Consider the following 21347-nt stretch of genomic DNA (forward strand, 5'->3'; position numbering starts at 1 on the left):
GGACATTTGACCGGGAGACTCCCTCGCCAGCGAAAGATCGTGGGTGACCGGCGCATTTACCATCTTGTCACAAAGGGGTGCCTTATCCATATAAGACACATGCTCAACATTCTTTCCTGGCTGTTCGGTATCGTCGGCCTCATCATCGTCATCCCCGCAACCATCCCGCTGCTCGGCTGGGCGAACTACTTCGCCATGCCGTTCCTGATTCTCGGGATCATCCTCGGCCTCCTGTCGTCGCACACCAGCGGGCGAACGTTCTGCATCATCGTCACCATTCTGGCGGTCATCCGCCTGATGATTGGCGGCGGCATTTTCTGATCGCCACCTAGCGTAACCGGTTCAGAGCAGGCGCTCGCTCGCCGCTCTGGCCAGTCGCGCCGCCTTGGCGAACAGCGTCGGCAGGCCCGCTTCGTCCAGCCGGTCGATCGGCCACCATTCTCCTTTTCCGGATACCGTGGCGGGCGCGCCATCGTACCGCCGCACACTCAGCCCGATGACGAAGTGGGTGAAGGTGTGGCGGACCACGCCTGCCTCTTGCCATGCGCCAACCAGCGGCGGCTCGCCCGACCCGTCGCCTGCCGCCGACCAGCCATCGTCGGGCAGCGCGCGCATTCCACCAAGCATTCCCTCCGGTGCGCGCTGGACCAGCCACACGCACCCCTCGCGCTCGATCCAGAACGCCCTGCCCCGCCGCACGGGCTTTACCTTTTTCGGAGCCTTTACTGGCAGCCGCTGGGGATCGTGCCCCCGCGCGGCGCAATCGGCGGCGAGCGGGCAGGCGTCGCAACGCGGCGCACGCGGCGTGCAGATGCGGCTGCCCAGATCCATCATTGCTTGCGCGAAATCGCCACTGCGCTCGTCCGGCGTGATCCTGTCCGCCGCCGCACGGATCGCCTTGCGTGCCCCCGGCAACGGCTCCTCGATGGCGAACAGCCGCGCGACGACCCGCTCGACATTCGCATCGACCACGACCGCGCGCCGCCCGAAGGCGATCGCGGCAATCGCAGCTGCGGTGTAATCGCCGACGCCGGGCAGTGCGCGCAGCCCCTCCTCGGTTTCGGGAAAGCCACCCAGCTCGGCGACGAAGCGCGCCGCCTTCACCAGATTGCGAGCGCGCGAATAGTACCCCAGCCCCGCCCATGCGGCCATCACGTCTTCGTCGGACGCGTTGGCCAAAGCCGCGACATCGGGCCAGCGCTGAGTGAACGCCGCGAAATAGGGCTTCACTGCCGCTACAGTGGTCTGCTGGAGCATGATTTCGGACAGCCAGACGCGATACGGATCGGGCGCAGGCTCTCCGGGCATCGCGCGCCACGGCAGCGCGCGCGCATGCTTGTCGTACCAGGCGAGCAGTTTTGCCGGGATCTCCGGATCGGGACGGGTGGCAGTCACGCCCGTGCTATGGCATCAGTGCGCCTCCGATGGAACGCACCCCTCCCCCCAAACCCGCAGGCAGCAAGACCAGCGGCAAGAAGACTGGCAAGAAGGGCAGCAATGTCCGCCCGTTCGAGCGTCCGCGCGGCGGCGGGCCGAAGGCTGTCGGCGACCTGATGCCGCAGGTCGGGCGGACCGCCTTTCGCCGGTTCGGTTTCGTTCAGAGCTCGGTCGTGACGCGCTGGCCGGAGATCGTCGGCTCCGAGCATGCCAAAGTCTGCGCGCCAGAGGCAATCCGCTTCCCCCCGGGGGAACGCGCCGAGGGTATCCTGCAGCTGGTCGTCGCGCCTGCGCACGCGCCGCTGATCCAGCATGTGATCCCCGAGATAATCGAGCGAACCAACCGCTTCTTCGGCTATCGCGCCGTCGCCAAGGTCAAGATGCGGCAAGGCCCGGTTCAGGTGCGGGCAATAGAGGGAGGCAAGAGCGCACGACCGCCCGAACTCAAGCCGATTCCTATGGAAATGGGCGAAAGTCTGCGCGATATTGGCGACCCGGAATTGCGCGCAGTGCTCGAAGGGCTGGCGCGTACGCTGGGCGACGACGGGACGGAAGGGACGAAGACGTGAAACGCTTGATCGCAGCCGCACTGGTGCTGATGGCCGGGATGGCGAGCGTCGCGGCAACGCAGAACTGGCTGGCCACTATCGAACGCACGCCGGTATCGCACATCGTCGGCAATCCCGACGCGCCCGTCACGCTTACCGAATATCTCAGCTACACCTGCCCGCACTGCCGCGACTTCACGATGACCGGGGAACAGGCGCTCAAGCTCGGCTATGTCCAGTCGGGCGAGGTGCGCTACGAATATCGCCACGCGATCGCCAACCCGGCAGATCTCGCCGCGACCATGCTGGCGCGCTGCGGCGATGCGGACAAGTTCCCCGGCAACCATGCCGCGCTGATGGCCGCCCAGCCGCAGATCAACGTGCTTCGGCAAATGGCCACCAAGTCGCAAACGGACCGCTGGAATTTCGGCGACAAGAGCGCGCGCCGCCGTGCGGTAGCGAGCGATCTGGGTCTCTATGGTGTATTCGAACGGCGCGGATACACGCGGGTAGAACTCGACCAGTGCCTCAACGACCAGGACCTCGCCGACCGGCTGGAGGCATCCGCCGACGTCGACTGGAGCAAGATTTCCGGCACGCCCGCCTTCGCGATCGACGGCACCGTGCTCGAGGACGTCCACACGTGGGACGGCCTGAGCGCCGCCCTGTCGGGCAAGGCCCCGGCGGCACAAGAGCAATGATCACCTCGCGCCCGGTGGAGAACCGCCGGGTGCCCCTTCCGAATCGCTGGCCAGCGCGCCTATCCTTCCCAATCGGCTCGAAAAAGGACCGTCCGATGATCGCCCGAATGACCACCAAGACCCTTGCCCTGACCGCCATCGCCCTGCCGCTTGCACTGGGGCTCGCATCGTGCGGAACGAAAGACGACGCCGAAACCGCGCTGAGCGGCGAACCGGTTGCTGCGGTAGCCGCGCCCGAGGGTCAGGAATGGTCCGAAATCGCCGAGATGACCGATCGCAACGGCTATCTGGTGGGCAACCCCGACGCGCCGATCAAGATGATCGAATACGGATCGCTGACCTGCCCGGGCTGCGCCGCCTTCTCGCAACAGGCGATCGAACCGCTGATGAAGGACTATGTCGATACCGGCAAGGTCAGCTTCGAGTTCCGCAGCTTTGCGATCCACGGGCCGATCGACCTTGCCCTGACCCGCCTGATCGACTGCGGCTCGCCCTCGCAGGCCGTTCCGCTGGCCGAACAGATCTGGGCCAACCTGCCCACGCTGCTCCAACCGGTGCAGCAGCGCAGCCAGCAGCTCGATGCCGACCTCGCGCTGCCGGAAGACCAGCGTTTCGTCGCCTTCGCGGAGACTGCCGGCCTGCTCGATTTCTTCGCCGCACGCGGGATCAGCCGCGACCAGGCGCGCACCTGCCTCGCCGATGCGAAGCGGCTGAGCGAGATTGCCGAATATTCCGAATCCTACGGCACGAAGGACGATATTCGCGGTACGCCCACCTTCGTCATCAACGGTACCCAGCTCGATGGCGGCAGCTGGGAATCGGTCGAGGCAGCCTTGCAGCGCGCGGGCGCTCGCTGAGGACATAGCAGGGCTCGCGGATGGAGATACGGCGCCTTCGCCTCTCTGGTTTCAAGAGCTTCGTAGAGCCCGCTGAACTGCGTGTAGAACCGGGGCTGACCGGCGTGGTCGGCCCCAATGGATGCGGCAAATCCAACCTGCTCGAAGCGATCCGCTGGGTCATGGGGGAAACCTCGGCCAAGTCGATGCGCTCGGGCGGGATGGAAGACGTCATCTTCGCCGGGACCGAACAGCGCCCGCCGCGCCAGTTCGCCGAAGTTGTGCTGACCGGCACCGACGATCGTGGCGACGAGCTGGAAGTCGTGCGGCGGATCGAACGCGGCGCAGGCAGCGCCTACCGCGTCAACGGCAATGATGTGCGCGCGAAGGATGTCGCGCTCGCCTTCGCCGACGCGGCCACCGGCGCGCACTCCCCCGCGCTCGTCAGCCAGGGCAAGATCGCCCACATGATCGCCGCCAAGCCAGTCGAGCGGCGGCAGATGCTCGAGGAAGCGGCGGGCATCGCGGGGCTGCACGTGCGGCGCAAGGATGCCGAGAGCAAGCTGCGTTCGACCGAGAACAACCTTTCGCGGCTCGAAGACCTGCTCGCCGGGCTCGACACCCAGATCGTCAGCCTCCGCCGGCAGGCCAAGCAGGCCGAGCGCTACGCGAAACTGACCGACGAGATCGGCGTGGCCGAAGCGCGGCTGGTCTTCGCCCGCTGGCGCGATGCCGCGGCGAGCGCCGATGCTGCTCGCAAGGCTGCTGCGCAGGCGGAGTGCGCGGTCGAAACGGCAAAAGAACGTGCAGGGGAGACCGAGAGCGCCCAGCGCGAAGCGGCGGAAAAGCTCGCCGATGCGCGCGATGCGCTGGTCGCTGCGCGAACAGATGCGGGCGCGCAGGAACAGCGGCTCGCCAGCCTGGAGAAAGAGCGCGAGGCCGCGCTTGCCCGCCTCGCCGATCTCGACCGGCAGGCCGAGCGGCTGGAGCAGGATCGCGAGGATTACGGGCGAACCGGACGCGACGCCGCCGATGCGCTCAAGCGGCTCGAAGCCGATCTGGCGGCGAGCGAGTCGGCGCGCGCGCAAGCGGAGGAAGCTCTGCCCAAGATGATCGCCGAGGCCGAGCGTGCCGAGCAGGCGGAGCGTGCGGCGGAGCTCGACCTGGCGCGCGCGAACGCGGATTACGCCGCGCTCGATGCGGAATGGCGGGTCGCTCGCGCCGCGCTCGAGCAGGCGGAGCGGAGGCTGGCAGGTCTTGCCAGGGAGGCGGAACGTCTGGAGGCCAATGCGCGCCAGCAGGCGGGTGCCGAAGATCCCGCCGCAGCGCTCGCAGTCGCGCAGAGGGAGGCGAAGGACGCTGCCGAACGCCGCGAATCGCTCACCGGGACGATCGCCTCGGCTCGCGAGACGCGCGATGCCGCCCGGGTCGACATGGAAGCGGCGCAGGCCGCGCTTGCCGAAGCGCGCGCCGAACTCGCAGGTGTGGAACGCGAGCACGCAGCGCTCGAACGCGATCGCCAGGGCCGCGACAAGGCGCGCGCCGCCAAGGCGGGCAAACCGGTCGCGCTGGACAGGGTCCGCTCCGCTCCGGGCTATGAAGCCGCGCTCGCCGCAGTGCTCGGGCGCGACGGACGCAGCCCGCTGGGCATGATGCCCGAGGCGGAGGATGGCCGCTTCTGGACAGGGGCCCCGCAACCCGAACCCGTCGCAGGCAATCTCCTCGACCATCTGAGAGACTGCCCTGAGGAACTCAGAGCGCGGCTTGCCCGTGTCGTGGTCGCAGACAGCGACGATGGTCGCCCGCTCGATCCCGGTACATGGCTGGTCACGCTCGGCGGCGCGCTGCGCCGGTGGGACGGGCTGGTGGTGCGCGGCGAAGGCGGCGCGGAAGCCGCGCGGCTCGAAGCCGCCAACCGCCTTGCCGCGCTGGCCGAGCGTCTGCCCGCATTGCAGCAGGCGGTCGCCGCTGCCGAAGCCGGGGTTGGCGACGCGCGCTCCGGCCTCGACACCGCACAGGGGGCCTTCTCTCGCGCCGAGAGCGAGACCGAAGCTGCCGCGCAGGGCGAACGAGAGGCGCTGCGTGCGCTCGACCGGGCCGAGGCAGCTCTTGCGAGCCATGCCGACCGCGCCCGCCAGATCGAACAGGCGCAATCCGAACTGGCTGATCAGCGGGCGGCGGCAGAGCGCGATGTCGAGGCGGCGCAGGCCACGCTCGCCAACCTGACCGATCCCGAAGCGCTCGCCAGCCGCCGCGATACCGCACGCACGGGGCACGAGACCGCGCGCGCGCAGTTGACCGCCGCGACCGCAGCACGCGCCGCGCAGGAACAGGCGCTGGCCGTCGCGAAGGAACGCGTCTCCGCGCACAAGGCGGACCGGTCCCACTGGGATCGCCGGGCGGACGAAGCTGCGCGCCGCCTTGCCGACATGGACGGTCGCTTTGCCGAGATCGCCAGCGCGCGCGAGGCGATCGGCGACCAGCCCGAACGCTTGCTGGCGGATATCGAAACCGCGCGGACCAGCCACCGGGAAACGGCCTCTCGCCTGGCCGCTCTGGAAGAAAGGCTCGACGCTGCGCAGGCCGCCGCGGACGCCGCCGATACCGCACAGCGTGCCGCGAACGAAACCCTCGCCGAAGCACGCGAAAGGCGCGCGCAGCTCGTCAACCAGGCCGAAAACGAAGATGCCCGGCGCGCCGAGATGGCGCGCGTTTCGGGAGAGAAATTCCACAAGCCGCCGCCGCTCCTGCCGGCCGCGTTCGAATTCGACGAAACGGGCGTGGCCGACCGCGACGCGGAAGCCGAAGCGCTCGACAGGCTGACCCAGTCGCGCGAGCGGATCGGTCCGGTCAATCTCGTCGCGGCAGACGAGCTTGCAAAGATCGAGGAAGAGCACGGCTCGACCTCCGCCGAGCGCGAGGAACTGACCGAGGCAGTGCATCGCCTGCGCGGATCGATCGGGCAGTTGAACCGCGAAGGGCGCGAACGGCTTCGCGCCGCATTCGAGCAGGTCGACGCGCATTTCCAGAAACTGTTCGCGCGCCTGTTCGAAGGTGGAAACGCGCACCTCGCGCTGATCGACAGCGACGATCCGCTGGAGGCCGGTCTGGAAATCTACGCCCAGCCCCCGGGCAAGCGGTTGCAATCGCTCACCCTGCTCTCGGGCGGCGAACAGGCGCTGACCGCGATCGCGCTCACCTTCGCACTGTTCCTGACCAATCCGGCGCCGATCTGCGTGCTCGACGAGGTCGATGCGCCGCTCGACGATGCCAATATCGATCGCTTCTGCGACCTCCTCGAAACGATGACGCGCGAGACCACCACCCGCTACCTGATCGTCACCCACAATGCCGTCACGATGAGCCGGATGCACCGCCTGTTCGGGGTAACGATGATCGAGAAGGGCGTCAGCCGCCTGGTCAGTGTGGACTTACAGGCCGCAGAGCTGCTGGCGGCGGAGTAGCGTCTGCCATGACGATTGAGCCAAGCGCCCGTGCAGAGATCGAGCGGCGGCTGGAAGCGATCATCAAAGCCGAGCTGCAGCGGGCTGGTGAAGTGCCCGAGCGACGCGACGATGGGGCTTTTGCCAAAGCAGCCGACGGGTTCTTCTTGGACTTGGTTTTACCCGACGCCTAATCCGCAATCGCTGCAGCCAGGCCTTCGCGGATTGCCTTGAGTTTCTCGATCAACGCCCTGTCCGCCGCCCGACGAAGCGGCGGGCCTTCGTTGCGTGGCTGGGCAAGTTCGTCGCGGTCGGGCAGGTCGCGTGCGGTGAGGTAGCGATGCATGCCTTCGCGGGGCGCTTCCGGCGCACCCTCGCCTGCATCCTCCACGCCGGTCCGGCCCTTCCGGATTGCTGCCCGCGCGCCTTTCAAGGTGTAGCCTTCCTCGTTCACCAGCCGGTCGATCGTTTCGACCAGCGCAACGTCTTCGGCGCGGTAATAGCGGCGCCCACCGCTGCGCTTCAAGGGCTTGAGCATCGGGAACTGTTCTTCCCAATAGCGCAGCACATGCGGCTTGATACCCAGCGCCCGCCCAAGCTCGCCGATGGTCCGGAGCGCTTCCGCGTCTTTGCCATCGTCGAAGCCCCAGCGTTTCATGGCACCTCGATCAGCTTTCCGCCGCTATCCGTTCGCGCAGGGTCTGACTGGCGCGGAAGGTCATCACACGGCGCGGGGTGATCGGCACTTCGACGCCCGTCTTCGGGTTGCGCCCGATGCGTTCCTTCTTGTCGCGAAGCACGAAGCTGCCGAAGCCGGAAATCTTGACGTTCTCGCCGTCTTTCAACGCATCGCACATGTGGGTGAGTACCGACTCGACCAGCGCGAGCGATTCGACCCGGCTGAAGCCGAGCTTGCGATTGATGGTTTCGGCCAGATCGGCCCTGGTCAGCGTACCCGCCGAACGCGACATGATGGTGAACCCCTCTTATGTTGTCTCGGTTCTTGTCGTGCGACCCATTGCAACAGGCTCAAAGGCCTAGCGAATATTGCGTAGGATCGCAATTGCGGTGCCCGATTTATGCCCTGCACGCAATGGCCGGTTTACATGCGTACCAGGCTTGCACCCCAGGTGAAGCCACCGCCCATCGCTTCGAACAGCACGAGATCGCCCGGCTTGACCCGCCCGTCCGCACGCGCGGCGGCAAAAGCGAGCGGCACCGACGCGGCCGAGGTGTTGGCGTGGCGATCGACCGTGACCACCAGCTTCTCGGGCGGCAGCCCCAGTTTCTTGGCGGTCGCTTCGAGGATGCGGATATTCGCCTGGTGCGGCACGACAAGATCGATCTGGTCGACGGCAATGTCTGCCTTTGCGACGACATCGTTCAGCACCTGCGCCAGGTTGACCACCGCGTGGCGGAACACTTCGCGCCCTTTCATCCGCAGGTGGCCGACAGTCTGCGTGGTCGACGGCCCGCCATCGACATAGAGCAGGTCGTGGTGCTTGCCGTCAGCGTGCAGTTGCGAAGTCAGGATGCCCGGCCCTTCGTTATGGCCGACATCGCCCACGTCCTGGGCTTCGAGCACGATCGCGCCCGCGCCATCGCCGAACAGCACGGCGGTGGTGCGGTCTTCCCAGTCCAGAATCCTGCTGAAGGTTTCCGCGCCGATCACCAGCGCGCGCTTCGCCTGCCCGCTGACCAGCATCGCGTCGGCGGTGCTCATCGCATAGAGGAAGCCCGAGCACACGGCAGCGACATCGAACGCGGCGCAGGGTCCGCAGCCGAGCGCGACCTGCACCTTGGTGGCGGTGGCGGGGAAGGTGTTATCGGGGGTCGCGGTGGCGAGGACGATCAGGTCGATATCGCCCGCCTCGATCCCTGCGTCGGCCAGCGCGGCACGCGCCGCATCGGTCGCGAGCGTGGCGGTGGTTTCACCCTCGCCCGCAATATGGCGCTGGCGGATGCCGGTCCGCTCCACGATCCACTCGTCGCTCGTGTCGAGTCGCTCGGCCAGCTCCCGATTGGTGACCACGCGCGGCGGCAAAGCCGACCCTGCTCCCCGGACGATCGAACGAATCACTTGGCGTCGCTCTCGATCTTGTTGTTGTTCGCGCTGCCATTGGTCATCAGGTGATCGCCCAGTTCTGCCAGGTCCTGGCGGATTCGCGCGGTGAGATCTTCTTCGAGCAGACGGGCGGCAACCGCGACCGCGTTGGCCACGCCGTTTGCCGTGGCGCTGCCGTGGCTCTTCACCACGACGCCGTTCAGGCCCAGGAAGACCGCGCCATTGTGGTTGTCGGGGTCGAGATGGTGGCGCAGCAGCTCGGTCGCGGGACGCGAGACGAGAAAGCCGACCTTCGACCGGAAGGATGAGGCAAACGCGCTCTTGAGCAGGTCGGTCACGAAGCGGGCCGATCCCTCGATCGCCTTCAGCGCGATATTGCCCGAGAACCCGTCGGTCACGACCACGTCGACATCGCCGCGGTTGATCTTGTCCGCTTCGACGAAGCCATCGAAATCGATCGCCAGCGTGCTTGCATCGCGCAGGTGCTGCGCGGCTTCCTGCACTTCGTCGGTGCCCTTGATTGCTTCGGTGCCGATGTTGAGCAGACGCACGCGCGGGCGTTCGCGCCCGGTGACGATCCGCGAATAGGCCGCCCCCATGATCGCGAACTGGACGAGATTGCGCGCATCGCACTCGGTATTGGCACCGAGGTCGAGCATGATGACGTCCTGCTCTTCCAGCGTCGGGAGAAGGGCGGCAAGTGCGGGCCGGTCGATGCCGGGAAGCGTGCGCAGCGCGACCTTGCTGATCGCCATCAGCGCGCCGGTATTGCCCGCGCTCACGGCGGCGCCCGCTTCACCGCGCTTTACCGCGGCGACAGCCTCGCCCATCGAGGTGCCCTTGGCGCGGCGCAGCGCCTGCGAAGGCTTGTCCTCGCCTTCGATGGTGCGATCGCAGTGGCGGATTTCGGCAGCCCCGGCGAGGCCGGGATGGCTTTCCAGCGCGCGCTCGATCTGCGCACGGTCGCCCATCAGCAGGAAGTTGAACTTCTCGTGCCGACGGCGGGCGAGGGCTGCACCCTCGACCATCACGCGCACGCCTTCGTCGCCGCCCATCGCGTCGACGGCGATACGCGGAAGACTCATGCGATTACGTCCTTACCGTGATGGGCTCAGAGGCCCTTGGGCTCGAGCACCAGGCGGCCATTATAATGACCGCAGTGGCCGCACATGTTGTGCGGGCGCTTCAATTCGCCGCAATTGTCGCATTCATGGAAGGCTTCGACCTTCAGCGAATCATGCGCGCGCCGATTGCCCCGGCGATGCGGCGATACTTTTCTCTTGGGGACAGCCATGGCGGCACCTGTTCCTGCGTTTAATCTTCAAACTTGTGAGCCGCCTTAAGCGAGGGGTAAGGCCGGCACAACGTCTATGTCGTGCGGCGCTCACGCTCCGTCAATGGCGGAAGAGGCGCGCCCTATACCGATTCTGGCGAATGATGCAAGCGATGCGTGGGCATCGCAACCGTCGCTTGGCGCTTGGCGCGGCGCCCGGTTGCGCTAAGAATGCAGCACCTATCGGGTGAGGAGGGGTTTTGCGATGGAAATCATGCTGCCGGTATCGCTGACGAGTGCTGCCATGTTCGGCCTGCTGGCCCTGTGGCTGGCGGTACGCTGCGGCCGCGCGCGCCTCAAGGCAAAGGTCGGGCACGGCGACGGGGGCAATCCGCTGCTCGCCCGAAGGATGCGCGCGCAGCTCAATTTCGTCGAGACCGCGCCCTTCGTGCTCGCGCTGATCGTCCTGATCGAGCTGGCCGGACGCGGCGGCATGTGGCTCCACCTGCTCTCCGTGCTGTTCGTCTTCGCGCGAATCCTTCACGGGATCGGAATGGACGCGGAGCAAGGCGGCCTGCCGCGCCAGATCGGCGTGATCGTGACGATGCTCACCTTGCTGGGGCTGAGCCTGTTCGCCGCGCTGGTGGGGTTCCGGGTGATTTAGGCTACCGCTCGCACTTCCAACCCCATCCCCCTCAAGGGAGGGGAGTCATTGCGTTCAAGCCAGCGCCGCGTCGCCCACGAAGGGGTTGGTGCGGCGTTCCTGCCCGAAGGTGCTGGTCGGGCCGTGGCCGGGGATGAAGGTGACGTCGTCGCCCAGCGGCCACAGCTTCTTCGTGATCGCATCGATCAGGCTCTGGTGATCGCTCATCGGGAAATCGGTACGCCCGATGCTGCCCTGGAACAGAACGTCCCCGACGATCGCGAATTTGCGGTCGCGGTTGAAAAAGATCACGTGGCCCGGCGTGTGGCCGGGGCAGTGGATCACTTCCAATGTCAGGTTGCCGACGGTGACGGTGTCGCCATCGTCCAGCCAGCGGTCGGGCTCGAAGCTGGCGGCTTCCATCCCCCAGCGCGCCCCATCGTCATCCAGCCGCGAAATCCAGAACCGGTCCGCTTCGTGTGGGCCCTCGATCGGCAGGCCCAGCTCCTTCGCCAGCATCCCCGCCTGTCCGCAATGGTCGAGATGGCCGTGCGTGATCAGGATCTTCTCCAGCTCCACGCCAGCCTTCGCGACGCCCGCCTTCAGCTTGTCGAGATCGCCGCCCGGATCGATCAGCGCAGCCTTGTTCGTCTCGGTACACCAGATCAGCGAACAGTTCTGCTGCAGCGGCGTCACCGGCAGGATCGCGGCTTTCATGGGGGAAGTCGTTTCGGTCATGGGGAGGATGTGGCCTCAACTGTCGGTTGGCGCAACCTGCCTTCGCCCTGGCGAACGGGTAACAGAATACTGTGAGATGCAACTTTCGGTCGGCAGCTCGCTGAAGGCCCTGAAGGGCGCAAACCGCCCCCATGAAGGCACAAACCTGTCATTGGAAAAAGACCATACACCATACCGCACCCGATCGTTCGTGATCTCGTCGAGGGGATCGTCAGCCGCAATTCTCACGGCAAAATTGGCGGTCCGACCGGGGCAGTTGCCTGAAAAACGGCGGTTCCACGCAAGGCGCTTCGCAGCATCAATATCCCAGTCTTCGATCGCCTCTATCCGATCGAGTCCAGCCTTCCCGTCCTTGCAAACCACCGCGTACAGGCAAGCCGAGTTACCGAGCGCATACTCGTCAACATAGTTCTGGGCCTCGGCCGCAAGGTCGGCCTTGGTGAGGTTTCTCCAACTTGAGTATCGCTTCCACCAATCAACGGGGCCGAGCAAAACGAGTGCAATCGCAATTGGGAAAGCTGCCGCGACGAGACATCCCTTGAGCAACGGTCTGCGCGGCGCTTCGACCATCACAACCGCCCGCTCTTCCAGACGACCCGCCCCAGCACCTCGATCTCGTCCAGCCCCACCTCTACCGGCGGATAGGCGAGGTTCTGGCTGAGCAGCGCGATGCGCCCTGCCCCCGCACTTGCCAGCCGCTTGACCATCAGTGCTTCGCCCAGCCGGACGACGTGCACCCCGTCACGCTCGAACCGCGAGCCGCGATCGACGAGAATCTCGTCTCCGTGACGTAGCAATGGCTCCATCGAGTCGCCTTCCACGGTGAGTGCGGAGAGCATTTTCGGATCGAAGCCGTTCTCGCGCAGCCAGCGACCCGAAAAGCCGAAATTGTCGAACGGGCTCTCGTCGCCTGCAAACTGCCCGGGCCCGGCTGCGGCGGCGAGCGAGAGGCGCGGGATCGCGTGGAAATCCTCGTCGCCCGAGGAGCTTCGCGAGGATGCGTAGGATTTTTCCTCCACCCCGCCCAGCTCGCATTCGTCGATACCGAAAAATTCGGCCAGCACCTTGCGGTCATGCTCCTCCAGCTTGCGCGGGCTGCCCTTGCGGATGAACTGCTGGAGATAGCTGGAATTGCGCCCGATGAGCGCGGAAAGCCCGGCCAGACTGGAGCCGCGCGACCTCGAAAGCTCGAGCAGCCGCGCGCGCGCAGCATCGCTCTCGGCAGAGGGGACGGACGTAGGATCATCCTTCATGATCATTCCTATACCTAAAAGATTTTTCCTAGACAAGTAGGATTTCACGCGCGAGCAATCCTTCACCGCGGCGGACGATTCGACTCTTTAGGCCAGAAGTGAGGGAAAAATATGCTGATTCGAAGGATAGAGAGGTTTCTGCGCGAGTTCGACATGCCCGCGACCAAATTCGGGCGGCTCGCGGCGCACGATCCGCGTTTCGTGCTCGACCTGCGCAACGGGCGGATGCCGCGCAGCGGGACCGAACGCCGCGTCGATGGCTTCATGCAAACCTGGCGGGAGGCGCAAAATGCGAGCTGAATCGATACCCTCCGCCCGCCAGCCCCGACGCGGCAACTCCGCCCGGCTCGAACGCGCCGTGCTCGCACTCGCGGGCGATCATGGCCGGATCGTCGAACATCGCGAACGCAACTGGGCGAGCATCACCTTCGCCGGCACGCGCCACACGCTGCGCATAGTGTTCGACACGCCCGAGGCGATCGACGGCGGCGAAACGCTGATCGCAGCGCTGCCCGATCACGAATTCGCGCTGCCCGCCCGGCTCGTCGCCGATGCCACGGTCAGCGCGGTAGATCATGTGATGGGGCCCGCTCCGCAGCTCACCGTCACGTGCGAATTGCTGCTGCTGGAGGATGGTTGACGGCACGCGCAGCGTGCCCCGGTTTTTCAGCCCCTGGACACTGTGTCAGGTGTGTCAGAACGCGGCTCAATACCCAAGCGCGAGGTCCATCTGCGGTTCGACCGGCTCGCCCGCATGCCACTTGCCCAGGTTCTCGATAAAGCGGTCGGCGCTGCGCTGGAACATCTTCGTCTGTGCGCGACCCGAGAGATGCATGGCGATCTGCGCGTTGTCGAGCGACCATAGCGGGTGGTCGGTCGGCAGCGGCTCGGGCTCGGTCACGTCGAGCAGCGCGGCCTCGATGCTCTTGGCCTCCAGCGCTTCGACCAGCGCGGCCTGATCGACCACGTCGCCGCGCGCGAAGTTGGCGAGCACAGCGGTGCTTTTCATTGCCGCAAGTTCGTCCGCACCGATCATGTGATGCGTTTCGGGCGTCGAGGGCAGCGCGAGGATCACCCAGTCGAACGTGCCGATCTGCCCGCGCCACTCGTCTGGGCCCAGCGCGCCTTCGCCGCCCGAACGGCGCACCGGCACGACCTCCATTCCGAAGGCCTCGAGCCGCGGCTTGACCAGCGATCCGATCGCGCCGAGCCCGAACAGTAGCACCCGTTCGCCATGCAGCTCTCGCTTGCCGGGGCTGTCGAGCAGCCATTCGTGGCGGTCCTGAGCGCGCACCACCTCGCGGTAGCCCTTGGCGTGCGTCAGCATCAGCATGACCACGTACTCGGCAATGGTGATCGCGTTGATGCCCGCACCGTTGGTGACGATCGTGCCGCGCTCCTCCAGCAGGTCGAGCGGCAGGAAATCGAGCCCGGCGTAGATCGAGTTGAGCCATTTGAGGTTGGTCGCAGCGGTCACGACCTCGCACATCGGTGAGGGTTCGTTGAAATCGAACCAGCCGATCTCCGCGCGCGGCGCCAGCTCCAGCGCCTGGTCCTTGCTCATGAACCACAGCGGCTCGACCCAGTCGGGCAGGCGTGGCTCGACCAGCGGGCGGATGAGGGTGGAGAGTACAGCGGTGGTCATTGCCTCCCCTCCCGCTTGCGGGAGGGGCCGGGGGTGGGCTCTTCTTGGAGCGCTACGCAGATGGTGTCGATCACACCCTCCGTGTTGGCGATTACATCGGCGTTTGAAAAGTGCAGAACGCGATATCCTTCGCTCCGTAGATACGCATCGCGGGCCTCGTCACGCTCCGGCTGCACGTCGTGCGAATGGCCATCGAGTTCGACAATCAGCTTGTGCGAGCGGCATAGGAAGTCGGCGAAGAACGGCCCGACCGGCATCTGGCGGCTGAATCTCACACCGAGCTGGGATCTTGCGAGATGCCTCCACAATTCCCGCTCCGCAGGTGTGGCGGCATTGCGCAATTCGCGGGCGCGCTTGGTGTCACGGTCGGTCCAGCTCGGCACGGGCGCACTCTTGCCCACCCCTAACCCCTCCCGCAAGCGGGAGGGGGATTGTCAGCCCAGCTTCCACTCCCACCCTAGCGGGTCACCATCCATCACCTCGACGCCTTTACCGGCGAGCTCGTCGCGGATCGCGTCGGAGGTGGCGAAGTCCTTCTGTGCCCGTGCATCCCTGCGGCGCTCCAGCGCGTCTTCGATTTCGGCTTCGGTGACAACTGCGTCCTTGGGGCGCAGGCGAAACTCCTCGCGCGGCAAAGCCTCCAGGCCGAGCGGCCAGAGCATCGCGCGGGCGAGGGTTGCCTTCTGGTCGACGGGCACCTTCTTGGTGGCGATCACCTCTTCCAGTGCAGTCAACGCGACCGCGGTGTTCAGGTCGTCCAGCAGCGCCGCCTCGAATTTGTCGATCAGCGGGACGAGCTTGGGGTGATCCACGGCTTGCCTGAGCGCGTCAGCGCGGTTCTCCGGCGATGCCGGCAGTGCCGTATTCGGGGCCTGGTTGTAAGCCGCGCCGGTCGCCTGCCGCACGCCCATCACCATCCGCTTCAACCGGGTCAGCGCAGCGCCGAGGCCTTCCCACGAGAACTCCAGCTCGCTGCGGTAGTGCGCCTGCAGGCACATCATCCGGTAGGCGAGCGGGTGATAACCCTTGTCGATCAGCAGCTGCAGCCGGAGGAACTCGCCCGAGCTTTTCGACATCTTGCCCGACCGCTCGACCAGGAAGTTGTTGTGCATCCAGATCTTCGCACCCGAATGGCGTGCGTCGTCCAGCCCGCCGCACCCGCAGTACGCCTGGTTCTGCGCAATCTCGTTGGGGTGGTGGATTTCGCGGTGGTCGATCCCGCCGGTGTGGATGTCGAACGGAAAGCCGAGCAGCGCCTCGCCCATGACCGAGCATTCAAGATGCCAGCCCGGCGCCCCGCGGCCCCACGGTGAATCCCATTCCATCTGCCGCGTCTCGCCTGCCGGAGTCTTGCGCCAGATCGCGAAGTCGGCGGCGTTGCGCTTGCCTTCGACCGTGTCGATGCGGCCCTCACCGTCCTCCGTCACAGCGCGCGCCAGCCGTCCATAGTCCGCGACGCTCGAGACGTCGAAATAGAGCCCGCTGTCGAGTTCGTAGCAGTGCTTGTCCGCGATCCGCATGCCCCACGCGATCATCGCATCGACATATTCGGTGGCGCGCGGGTGCTGCTTTGGCTGAACGTTCAGCCGCGCCAGATCGCGCTCGAAATCCTCCTGATAGAACTTGGCGATATCCCACGCTGACTTGCCCTCGCGTGCCGCCATCTTCTCCATCTTGTCCTCCCCCTCGTCCGCGTCCGAGGTCAGATGGCCGACATCGGTTATATTGATGACATGGGTGAGCTTGTAGCCGAGGAATTGGAGGGTACGGCCCAGCGTGTCTGCGAACACATAAGCACGCATGTTGCCGATGTGCTGGTAGTTGTAGACCGTCGGCCCGCACGAATAGACGCGCGCTTCGCCCTCGTGGACGGGCTGGAATTCCTCCAGCTGGCGGGTCAGCGAATTGAACAGTTTGAGTTGCGGCGTATCGGTCATGGGGCAGGCGATGAAAGCTCGCCGCCCGCCGGTCAAGCCGAAGCGTCAGACCTCGCTGCAATAGGCCGGATTGTCCGACGTATCGCCGAATTCGCAGCCGCGCTTGAGCTCCTTGCGGATTCGCTCGCACGAATTCTGGATATTGCACGGCGGGCGCGTAGCGGGGGACATTTCATAGCACTGCTGCGACAGCGCCTCCGCTTTCTCGCGCCCGAGTTCAGCAAGGCACGAACCTTCGGTCGGCTGCGCGCCGCTGTTGTCGAGCGGGGGTCGGCTGTTCTCGTATTCGGCGTTAGGAGGCTTAGGCGTAGGCGTAGGTGTCACGTCGCTGTCTGCGGTAGCCGGGGATGGCGCAGCTTCGCTCGGCGCTGCGGGCGGGGTAACCGGTTCACCGGTCGCGTCAGGCGTGGCAGCCTCGCTGCCCTGCCCGTCGCACGCCGCCACCAGCAATGCTGCGGTAAAAACCGTCGCCCATTTCACCTTGCGCATGTCCGCTCCTTCAATCGAAGGCATAGCGCGCGAGAGCGCGGGGCGGTTCCGGCCCTATGCCTCGTCCCAACCCTCAAACCGGACATGTTCTTCCAGCGGCACGCGGTTGCGCTCGAAGCTGTTCACCGGCGCATCCGGATCGCGATAGCCGATGCCCATGCCGCAGAAGAAGCGGTGCGTTTCGGTGCTCACGCCGATTTGCTCCATGATCGGATCGGCGTAGTAGGCCATGAATTCCTGCGGGCAGGAATCGAGCCCCTGTTCGCGCAGCAACAGCATGATCGTCTGCAGCCACATGCCCGTGTCGGACCACTGCGCCTCCTTCATCAGCCGCGGGAAATAGCACAGCAGGAGGACGGGCGCGCCGAAGCTGACGACGTTGCGCCCCATCGCAGCGGCGCGGCCCGCCTTGTCCTCGCGCGCCACGCCCAGCGATTCGAACATGCTGGCGGAGAGTTCGTAGAGGCGCTGCTTGTAGCGATCCTCCTGCTTGGGGGCGTCCCAGTCGTAGTCGGGCTGCTTCATCTCGGCGCTGCGCAGCTTCTCACGCAGTTGCGCCAGAGGTTCGCCGGTCAGGATGGTCGCTTCCCACGGCTGGTAGTTGCAGCCCGAGGGAGCCCAGCGCGCGGTGTCCATCACGCGGCGGACGGTCTCCAGCGGCACGGGTGCGTCCAGAAAATCGCGCACCGAACGGCGCGAGGTGACGGCTTCGGAAACGGACATTGTTTGATCGCTCATGAGCGGCTGGCTAGCTGCTGGCCGGGGCCGCGCCAACCCGGCGAGCCGCATTTCGTGCTGTCCTACTCGCAAAACCCGCTCTAGCTGGATTCGCCCTGCGACCTTTTCTGCGAGGACCATCATGGGCGACCCCACCACCTATCATTTCAATCTCGACCCCGCGCTGCGACCGGTGCACGCTCCGCTCGAGGAACGCTGGTGGCCGGGCATCCGCGATGCTGCGATCGAGGCATCAAGCGCGCGGATTTACGACGCGATTCTGGGCGTGCGCGCGGTGGTGATCCACGCGACGGCGGGCGGCAGCTCGGCGAGCGCGGCAAGCGTGATCGTCGGCCGCAAGGCGAGCTTCCACTGGCTGGTGCCCGACGAGGACGAGCCGCAGCACGGGCAATTCGTGTGGGCCACCTGCCACGAGGCGCGCGCAGCCTGGCACGTCCGCAATGCCTGCTCTCACCCCGCGATCTGGGACGGGCGCAGACGGATCAACCACTGGTCGCTCGGGATCGAGGTGGTGAACCGGCAGGTGCGCACCGACGCATTTTCCGACTGGCAGGTTGAGGCGACCGCGCAAATCGTCCGCTACGCCTGGGCCAAATACCCCAACCTGCGCCATGTGGTGAGCCACGCGATGCTCGATCCCGCGCGCCGCAGCGATCCCGGCAGCCTGTTCCCGTGGGAGCGGTTCAGGGCGGCGGTGCTTGATGGACGCGAGGATCGCACGCCGAAGCTGGTTGCGGGTGCGGCAGAGCTGGAGGCGGTTTTACCGTCGGCTCCGTTTTGCATGGTGGTGTAACCGCAGCCTGCGGCTAACCGCCCCGGAAAATGGAGCCAACATCGCGTCGGCCTTGCAAGACGCGCAAGATCAAGACCGCATCATCAGTGCATTCGTAGATCACTAGGTATGAGCCGAAGCGTGCGGCGCGCACCGCCTGACCCCATTCGTGCCTCAGCCGATAGGCCAGCGGGCGATCTTCGAGTTCGACACAGAAGCCGATGATCTCCTCGATATAATCGGCGGCGCGATCCGGATTGTCTTCGCCGATGAACTCGGCAATCGCCAGCAGATCTTGCTCGGCCTCCGGCGCGAACCGCAAGGTCATTTCCCGGGCGCCGTGGCCTCTGCAACGACATCGGCAACCCGCTGCCGAACACGAGCGAACACCTCATTCGCAGGGAGCGAAGGACTCTGCCGCGCCTCGTCCAGAAGCTTACGGATCGCGAGGTTCTCCGCTTCGGTTCGTTCACGCTCCTCGCCCCAGTCGCGCAGCGCCTCGCGAACCACTTCGCTGGTGGTGGCGTATTCGCCGCACTCGACCGCAGCGCGGAGCCGCGCAGCCATTTCGGCGGGCATGGTGACGGTGATACGTTCGAGCTTGCTCATGCGTATGCATATATCACACGATGTGTGATCGAAACAATCTATGCTAGCGGCAGCCCAAGCTCTGCTGCTTTTGCGCGGATGTAGCCGCTGGCGAGCTCCCCAAGAATTTTTACGCTCCAAGAGCCCAAACTCGACGCACCCTCTTTAGTCTTACGCCAGATTTCATCATCGCGGACCTTGTCGAGGAACTCGTGTCCCTCCCAACTAATACGGAAGGATTTCTGGGCCGTCTGATCGACATACCCAGCTGAAATTAGCATCTGAACGTGCTCCATAGAGCTTTCGTAATCAGGCATTGGTGGAAGCATCTGATAGATGAATAGGCCCTCATCCTGCTCCTCCATCCAGAGCAACAGATTGCGTATTACCTCCATATCCCGCTTCAAGACTTCACCCATCCACCTCGAACAGATCCGCCATCTGCCCGATCATCGTGCCGCCAAGCTGCTCGACATCCATGATCGTCACCGCGCGCTTGTAATAGCGCGTCACATCGTGGCCGATGCCGATTGCGACCAGCTGGACTGGCGAGGCCTTCTCGATCCACTCGATCACCTTGCGCAGGTGCGCTTCGAGGTAGCCTGCGCGGTTTACCGATAGCGTCGAATCATCGACCGGTGCGCCGTCGGAGATGACCATCAGAATGCGGCGGTCCTCGGGGCGGGCGAGCAGGCGCTGGTGCGCCCACGTCAGCGCCTCGCCGTCGATATTCTCTTTCAGCAGGCCTTCGCGCATCATCAGGCCGAGGTTGCGGCGCGCGCGGCGCCACGGCTCGTCGGCCTGTTTGTAGACGATATGGCGCAGATCGTTGAGGCGGCCGGGGTTCTGCGGCTTGCCATCGGCCAGCCATTTCTCGCGCGTGTGCCCGCCCTTCCACGCGCGGGTGGTGAAGCCGAGGATCTCGGTCTTCACCCCGCACCGCTCCAGCGTGCGCGCGATAATGTCTGCGCTGATCGCGGCAATGCTGATGGGCCGCCCGCGCATCGAGCCCGAATTGTCAATCAGCAGGGTGACGACCGTGTCCTTGAACTCGGTCTCCCGCTCGACCTTGTAGCTCAGCGAATGGCCGGGGCTGATAACCACGCGGGCCAGCCGCGCGGCATCGAGCATTCCCTCTTCCTGGTCGAAGTCCCAGCTGCGGCTCTGCTGCGCCATGAGGCGGCGCTGGAGCCGGTTGGCGAGCCGGGTGACGACGTGCTGCAACCCGGTCAGCTGGCTGTCGAGATAGGCGCGCAGGCGGTCGAGCTCGTCGGCATCGCACAGCTCGGTCGCGGCGATCTCTTCGTCGAACTTGCGCGTGTAGACCTGATATTCGAAATCGTCGGGGATGTCGGTCCAGTGGCGGTTCGGGCGCACGGGCATCATGCCCTCTTCGCCGTCGTCGCCGGCGTCGTCGCTGTCGCCGTCCTCTTCGGAAAGCTCGCCCTCGCCATCCTCGTCGGCGTCGCCTTCGGTCATTTCGGAGGCGGCCTCGGGGCTCTGCTGCGGCGACTGGTCGCCCGAGTCTTCCTCGTCGGTATCGTCCTCGGGCGATTCGCCCTCGTCCTCGTCGCCTTCGTCGTCCGAGTCCTCAGGCGAGGTATCCATGCCCTCGATCAGGTCGAGCTGGCGCAGCATCTCGATCGAAAGGTCCTGGAACGCCTTCTGGTCGTCGAGCTTGTCGGCGAGTGCGGAGAAATCGCCGCCGGTGCGCTCCTCCACGAATTTCCGGACCAGATCGACGCCCTTCTTCGCGCGTTCGGGGATCGGCTTGCCGGTCAGCGCCTCGCGCAACATCAGGGATACGGCGGTGGAGAGCGGCACGTCGCGCGCTTCGGTGGCGCGGGCAATCGGGTCGCTGGCAGCGCGCAGCTCGGTAGCGGCGGCGAGGTTCTCGCCAACGCCGGCAAAGCCCTGCGCACCCAGCGCCTCGTAACGAACCTGCTCGACCGCATCGTAGACCGCGCGCGCCACCGGATCGCCCGGCGCACCCGCATCGTGCAACGCGTTGTCGTGCAGGCGAATCTTGAGCGCGAAACTGTCCGCAAACCCGCGCGCTTCGGCGGCCTGTTCAGGCGGCAGCTGGCGTCCTGGCAGCGGCACGCGGAAGTTCTTGCCCGCAGCACCCGGGCGGTCCGCGCTCCACGCGACCTCCACCTCGGGCTCGCGCGCGATGGCCCGCGCGCCGCCGGTCAGCGCGCGTTTGAAACGGTCGAGAGGGGTTTCTTCGCTCAACTCAGT

At 65.8% G+C, this 21347-nt stretch carries 28 protein-coding genes; 10 read left to right on the forward strand and 18 right to left on the reverse strand.

The features are described 5' to 3' along the window. Positions 1 to 99: 99 nt before the first annotated feature. Positions 100 to 321, forward strand: a complete 222-nt coding sequence (locus AAG591_RS13245; protein ID WP_342531856.1) for a hypothetical protein — start codon at positions 100 to 102, stop codon at positions 319 to 321. Positions 322 to 342: 21 nt separating this feature from the next. Here the strand turns inward: AAG591_RS13245 and AAG591_RS13250 are convergent, their stop codons facing one another. Next, the gene (locus tag AAG591_RS13250) at positions 343 to 1395 is read right to left on the reverse strand and encodes an A/G-specific adenine glycosylase (protein ID WP_342531857.1); all 1053 of its coding nucleotides are present in this window, start codon (positions 1393 to 1395) and stop codon (positions 343 to 345) included. Positions 1396 to 1424: 29 nt separating this feature from the next. Here AAG591_RS13250 and AAG591_RS13255 point away from each other — a divergent pair, with 29 nt between their 5' ends. From AAG591_RS13255 to AAG591_RS13275, 5 genes are all read left to right on the forward strand, one after another. Next, positions 1425 to 2006, forward strand: coding sequence for a DUF721 domain-containing protein (locus AAG591_RS13255; protein WP_342531858.1), 582 nt, complete (start codon positions 1425 to 1427; stop codon positions 2004 to 2006). Further along, entirely contained in the window at positions 2003 to 2686 is a 684-nt protein-coding gene (locus AAG591_RS13260) for a thioredoxin domain-containing protein (protein ID WP_342531859.1), read from the forward strand. The genes AAG591_RS13255 and AAG591_RS13260 overlap by 4 nt, the downstream gene beginning before the upstream one ends. A gap of 107 nt (positions 2687 to 2793) precedes the next feature. Then, positions 2794 to 3543, forward strand: coding sequence for a thioredoxin domain-containing protein (locus AAG591_RS13265; protein ID WP_342531861.1), 750 nt, complete (start codon positions 2794 to 2796; stop codon positions 3541 to 3543). A gap of 20 nt (positions 3544 to 3563) precedes the next feature. Then, positions 3564 to 6986: a chromosome segregation SMC family protein gene (locus AAG591_RS13270; RefSeq protein WP_342531862.1), complete on the forward strand. Its 3423-nt coding sequence runs from the start codon at positions 3564 to 3566 to the stop codon at positions 6984 to 6986. Between the two features lie 8 nt (positions 6987 to 6994). Next, positions 6995 to 7159 (forward strand): hypothetical protein, encoded by a 165-nt coding sequence (locus AAG591_RS13275; RefSeq protein WP_342531863.1) that lies wholly within the window; start codon positions 6995 to 6997, stop codon positions 7157 to 7159. Here AAG591_RS13275 and AAG591_RS13280 read toward each other — a convergent pair. The 5 genes from AAG591_RS13280 to rpmF form a co-directional block, all read right to left on the reverse strand. Further along, positions 7156 to 7623 (reverse strand): MerR family transcriptional regulator, encoded by a 468-nt coding sequence (locus tag AAG591_RS13280; protein ID WP_342531864.1) that lies wholly within the window; start codon positions 7621 to 7623, stop codon positions 7156 to 7158. The two genes, AAG591_RS13275 and AAG591_RS13280, sit on opposite strands and share 4 nt — an antisense overlap. 10 nt (positions 7624 to 7633) lie before the next feature. Beyond that, positions 7634 to 7936, reverse strand: coding sequence for an integration host factor subunit alpha (locus AAG591_RS13285; protein ID WP_342531865.1), 303 nt, complete (start codon positions 7934 to 7936; stop codon positions 7634 to 7636). A gap of 131 nt (positions 7937 to 8067) precedes the next feature. After that, positions 8068 to 9045, reverse strand: coding sequence for a beta-ketoacyl-ACP synthase III (locus tag AAG591_RS13290; RefSeq protein ID WP_342531866.1), 978 nt, complete (start codon positions 9043 to 9045; stop codon positions 8068 to 8070). Then, on the reverse strand, positions 9042 to 10115 hold the full coding sequence (gene plsX / locus AAG591_RS13295) for a phosphate acyltransferase PlsX (RefSeq protein ID WP_342531867.1): 1074 nt from the start codon (positions 10113 to 10115) through the stop codon (positions 9042 to 9044). The genes AAG591_RS13290 and plsX overlap by 4 nt, the downstream gene beginning before the upstream one ends. Before the next feature lie 26 nt (positions 10116 to 10141). Next, positions 10142 to 10324, reverse strand: coding sequence for a 50S ribosomal protein L32 (rpmF, locus tag AAG591_RS13300; protein ID WP_010234375.1), 183 nt, complete (start codon positions 10322 to 10324; stop codon positions 10142 to 10144). A 244-nt stretch (positions 10325 to 10568) separates the two neighbouring features. On the opposite strand from rpmF, the gene AAG591_RS13305 reads away from it, so the two are divergent. After that, a complete protein-coding gene (locus AAG591_RS13305; RefSeq protein WP_342531868.1) occupies positions 10569 to 10967 on the forward strand; it encodes an MAPEG family protein in 399 nt (132 codons plus the stop codon). A gap of 54 nt (positions 10968 to 11021) precedes the next feature. Here the strand turns inward: AAG591_RS13305 and AAG591_RS13310 are convergent, their stop codons facing one another. Genes AAG591_RS13310 through AAG591_RS13320 form a run of 3 tightly spaced genes read right to left on the reverse strand, consistent with a single transcriptional unit; the run spans position 11022 to position 12937 of the window. After that, positions 11022 to 11663 (reverse strand): MBL fold metallo-hydrolase, encoded by a 642-nt coding sequence (locus tag AAG591_RS13310; protein ID WP_342532290.1) that lies wholly within the window; start codon positions 11661 to 11663, stop codon positions 11022 to 11024. A 36-nt stretch (positions 11664 to 11699) separates the two neighbouring features. Continuing rightward, positions 11700 to 12254 carry a hypothetical protein gene (locus tag AAG591_RS13315; protein WP_342531869.1) on the reverse strand — a complete coding sequence of 185 codons (555 nt, stop codon included), beginning with the start codon at positions 12252 to 12254 and terminating at the stop codon, positions 11700 to 11702. Next, positions 12254 to 12937, reverse strand: coding sequence for a S24 family peptidase (locus tag AAG591_RS13320; protein ID WP_342531870.1), 684 nt, complete (start codon positions 12935 to 12937; stop codon positions 12254 to 12256). The genes AAG591_RS13315 and AAG591_RS13320 overlap by 1 nt, the downstream gene beginning before the upstream one ends. A gap of 111 nt (positions 12938 to 13048) precedes the next feature. Here AAG591_RS13320 and AAG591_RS13325 point away from each other — a divergent pair, with 111 nt between their 5' ends. Then, positions 13049 to 13237 (forward strand): hypothetical protein, encoded by a 189-nt coding sequence (locus AAG591_RS13325; RefSeq protein ID WP_342531871.1) that lies wholly within the window; start codon positions 13049 to 13051, stop codon positions 13235 to 13237. Then, positions 13227 to 13577 carry a hypothetical protein gene (locus tag AAG591_RS13330; protein ID WP_342531872.1) on the forward strand — a complete coding sequence of 117 codons (351 nt, stop codon included), beginning with the start codon at positions 13227 to 13229 and terminating at the stop codon, positions 13575 to 13577. Before AAG591_RS13325 ends, AAG591_RS13330 begins: the two co-directional genes overlap by 11 nt. 66 nt (positions 13578 to 13643) lie before the next feature. On the opposite strand, the gene AAG591_RS13335 is transcribed toward AAG591_RS13330, so the two are convergent. The 5 genes from AAG591_RS13335 to AAG591_RS13355 are packed head-to-tail and all read right to left on the reverse strand — an operon-like array spanning position 13644 to position 17746. Continuing rightward, positions 13644 to 14582 (reverse strand): D-2-hydroxyacid dehydrogenase, encoded by a 939-nt coding sequence (locus AAG591_RS13335; RefSeq protein WP_342531873.1) that lies wholly within the window; start codon positions 14580 to 14582, stop codon positions 13644 to 13646. Beyond that, the gene (locus AAG591_RS13340) at positions 14579 to 14965 is read right to left on the reverse strand and encodes an endonuclease domain-containing protein (protein WP_342531874.1); all 387 of its coding nucleotides are present in this window, start codon (positions 14963 to 14965) and stop codon (positions 14579 to 14581) included. The genes AAG591_RS13335 and AAG591_RS13340 overlap by 4 nt, the downstream gene beginning before the upstream one ends. A 51-nt stretch (positions 14966 to 15016) precedes the next feature. Continuing rightward, the gene (cysS, locus tag AAG591_RS13345) at positions 15017 to 16519 is read right to left on the reverse strand and encodes a cysteine--tRNA ligase (RefSeq protein WP_342531875.1); all 1503 of its coding nucleotides are present in this window, start codon (positions 16517 to 16519) and stop codon (positions 15017 to 15019) included. A gap of 45 nt (positions 16520 to 16564) precedes the next feature. Then, positions 16565 to 17008, reverse strand: coding sequence for a hypothetical protein (locus tag AAG591_RS13350; RefSeq protein WP_342531876.1), 444 nt, complete (start codon positions 17006 to 17008; stop codon positions 16565 to 16567). Positions 17009 to 17062: 54 nt separating this feature from the next. Continuing rightward, on the reverse strand, positions 17063 to 17746 hold the full coding sequence (locus tag AAG591_RS13355; protein WP_342531877.1) for a nitroreductase: 684 nt from the start codon (positions 17744 to 17746) through the stop codon (positions 17063 to 17065). A gap of 121 nt (positions 17747 to 17867) precedes the next feature. On the opposite strand from AAG591_RS13355, the gene AAG591_RS13360 reads away from it, so the two are divergent. After that, a complete protein-coding gene (locus AAG591_RS13360; RefSeq protein WP_342531878.1) occupies positions 17868 to 18539 on the forward strand; it encodes an N-acetylmuramoyl-L-alanine amidase in 672 nt (223 codons plus the stop codon). A 13-nt stretch (positions 18540 to 18552) separates the two neighbouring features. On the opposite strand, the gene AAG591_RS13365 is transcribed toward AAG591_RS13360, so the two are convergent. From AAG591_RS13365 to cobT, 4 genes are read right to left on the reverse strand one after another with little or no spacing between them, the layout of a single operon-like run. After that, complete coding sequence (locus AAG591_RS13365) at positions 18553 to 18846, reverse strand: type II toxin-antitoxin system RelE/ParE family toxin (protein ID WP_342531879.1); 294 nt, start codon at positions 18844 to 18846, stop codon at positions 18553 to 18555. Next, positions 18843 to 19127, reverse strand: coding sequence for a ribbon-helix-helix domain-containing protein (locus AAG591_RS13370; protein WP_342531880.1), 285 nt, complete (start codon positions 19125 to 19127; stop codon positions 18843 to 18845). Before AAG591_RS13370 ends, AAG591_RS13365 begins: the two co-directional genes overlap by 4 nt. 38 nt (positions 19128 to 19165) lie before the next feature. Next, on the reverse strand, positions 19166 to 19525 hold the full coding sequence (locus AAG591_RS13375) for a DUF2513 domain-containing protein (RefSeq protein WP_342531881.1): 360 nt from the start codon (positions 19523 to 19525) through the stop codon (positions 19166 to 19168). Continuing rightward, positions 19518 to 21341, reverse strand: coding sequence for a cobaltochelatase subunit CobT (gene cobT / locus AAG591_RS13380; RefSeq protein WP_342531883.1), 1824 nt, complete (start codon positions 21339 to 21341; stop codon positions 19518 to 19520). The genes AAG591_RS13375 and cobT overlap by 8 nt, the downstream gene beginning before the upstream one ends. Positions 21342 to 21347: the final 6 nt, after the last annotated feature.

It is taken from the genome of Citromicrobium bathyomarinum, from assembly GCF_038594485.1.
GTDB lineage: Bacteria > Pseudomonadota > Alphaproteobacteria > Sphingomonadales > Sphingomonadaceae > Alteriqipengyuania > Alteriqipengyuania bathyomarina_A.

Bases quoted from the DNA above. Each gene is read 5' to 3' on its own strand.
- AAG591_RS13245 (WP_342531856.1), top strand. From the start codon at position 100: ATGCTCAACATTCTTTCCTGGCTGTTCGGTATCGTCGGCCTCATCATC.
- AAG591_RS13255 (WP_342531858.1), top strand. From the start codon at position 1,425: ATGGAACGCACCCCTCCCCCCAAACCCGCAGGCAGCAAGACCAGCGGC.
- AAG591_RS13265 (WP_342531861.1), top strand. From the start codon at position 2,794: ATGACCACCAAGACCCTTGCCCTGACCGCCATCGCCCTGCCGCTTGCA.
- AAG591_RS13270 (WP_342531862.1), top strand. From the start codon at position 3,564: ATGGAGATACGGCGCCTTCGCCTCTCTGGTTTCAAGAGCTTCGTAGAG.
- AAG591_RS13275 (WP_342531863.1), top strand. From the start codon at position 6,995: ATGACGATTGAGCCAAGCGCCCGTGCAGAGATCGAGCGGCGGCTGGAA.
- AAG591_RS13280 (WP_342531864.1), bottom strand. From the start codon at position 7,623: ATGAAACGCTGGGGCTTCGACGATGGCAAAGACGCGGAAGCGCTCCGG.
- AAG591_RS13285 (WP_342531865.1), bottom strand. From the start codon at position 7,936: ATGTCGCGTTCGGCGGGTACGCTGACCAGGGCCGATCTGGCCGAAACC.
- plsX (WP_342531867.1), bottom strand. From the start codon at position 10,115: ATGAGTCTTCCGCGTATCGCCGTCGACGCGATGGGCGGCGACGAAGGC.
- rpmF (WP_010234375.1), bottom strand. From the start codon at position 10,324: ATGGCTGTCCCCAAGAGAAAAGTATCGCCGCATCGCCGGGGCAATCGG.
- AAG591_RS13305 (WP_342531868.1), top strand. From the start codon at position 10,569: ATGGAAATCATGCTGCCGGTATCGCTGACGAGTGCTGCCATGTTCGGC.
- AAG591_RS13310 (WP_342532290.1), bottom strand. From the start codon at position 11,663: ATGAAAGCCGCGATCCTGCCGGTGACGCCGCTGCAGCAGAACTGTTCG.
- AAG591_RS13315 (WP_342531869.1), bottom strand. From the start codon at position 12,254: ATGGTCGAAGCGCCGCGCAGACCGTTGCTCAAGGGATGTCTCGTCGCG.
- AAG591_RS13320 (WP_342531870.1), bottom strand. From the start codon at position 12,937: ATGAAGGATGATCCTACGTCCGTCCCCTCTGCCGAGAGCGATGCTGCG.
- AAG591_RS13325 (WP_342531871.1), top strand. From the start codon at position 13,049: ATGCTGATTCGAAGGATAGAGAGGTTTCTGCGCGAGTTCGACATGCCC.
- AAG591_RS13330 (WP_342531872.1), top strand. From the start codon at position 13,227: ATGCGAGCTGAATCGATACCCTCCGCCCGCCAGCCCCGACGCGGCAAC.
- AAG591_RS13335 (WP_342531873.1), bottom strand. From the start codon at position 14,582: ATGACCACCGCTGTACTCTCCACCCTCATCCGCCCGCTGGTCGAGCCA.
- cysS (WP_342531875.1), bottom strand. From the start codon at position 16,519: ATGACCGATACGCCGCAACTCAAACTGTTCAATTCGCTGACCCGCCAG.
- AAG591_RS13350 (WP_342531876.1), bottom strand. From the start codon at position 17,008: ATGCGCAAGGTGAAATGGGCGACGGTTTTTACCGCAGCATTGCTGGTG.
- AAG591_RS13355 (WP_342531877.1), bottom strand. From the start codon at position 17,746: ATGAGCGATCAAACAATGTCCGTTTCCGAAGCCGTCACCTCGCGCCGT.
- AAG591_RS13360 (WP_342531878.1), top strand. From the start codon at position 17,868: ATGGGCGACCCCACCACCTATCATTTCAATCTCGACCCCGCGCTGCGA.
- AAG591_RS13365 (WP_342531879.1), bottom strand. From the start codon at position 18,846: ATGACCTTGCGGTTCGCGCCGGAGGCCGAGCAAGATCTGCTGGCGATT.
- AAG591_RS13370 (WP_342531880.1), bottom strand. From the start codon at position 19,127: ATGAGCAAGCTCGAACGTATCACCGTCACCATGCCCGCCGAAATGGCT.
- AAG591_RS13375 (WP_342531881.1), bottom strand. From the start codon at position 19,525: ATGGGTGAAGTCTTGAAGCGGGATATGGAGGTAATACGCAATCTGTTG.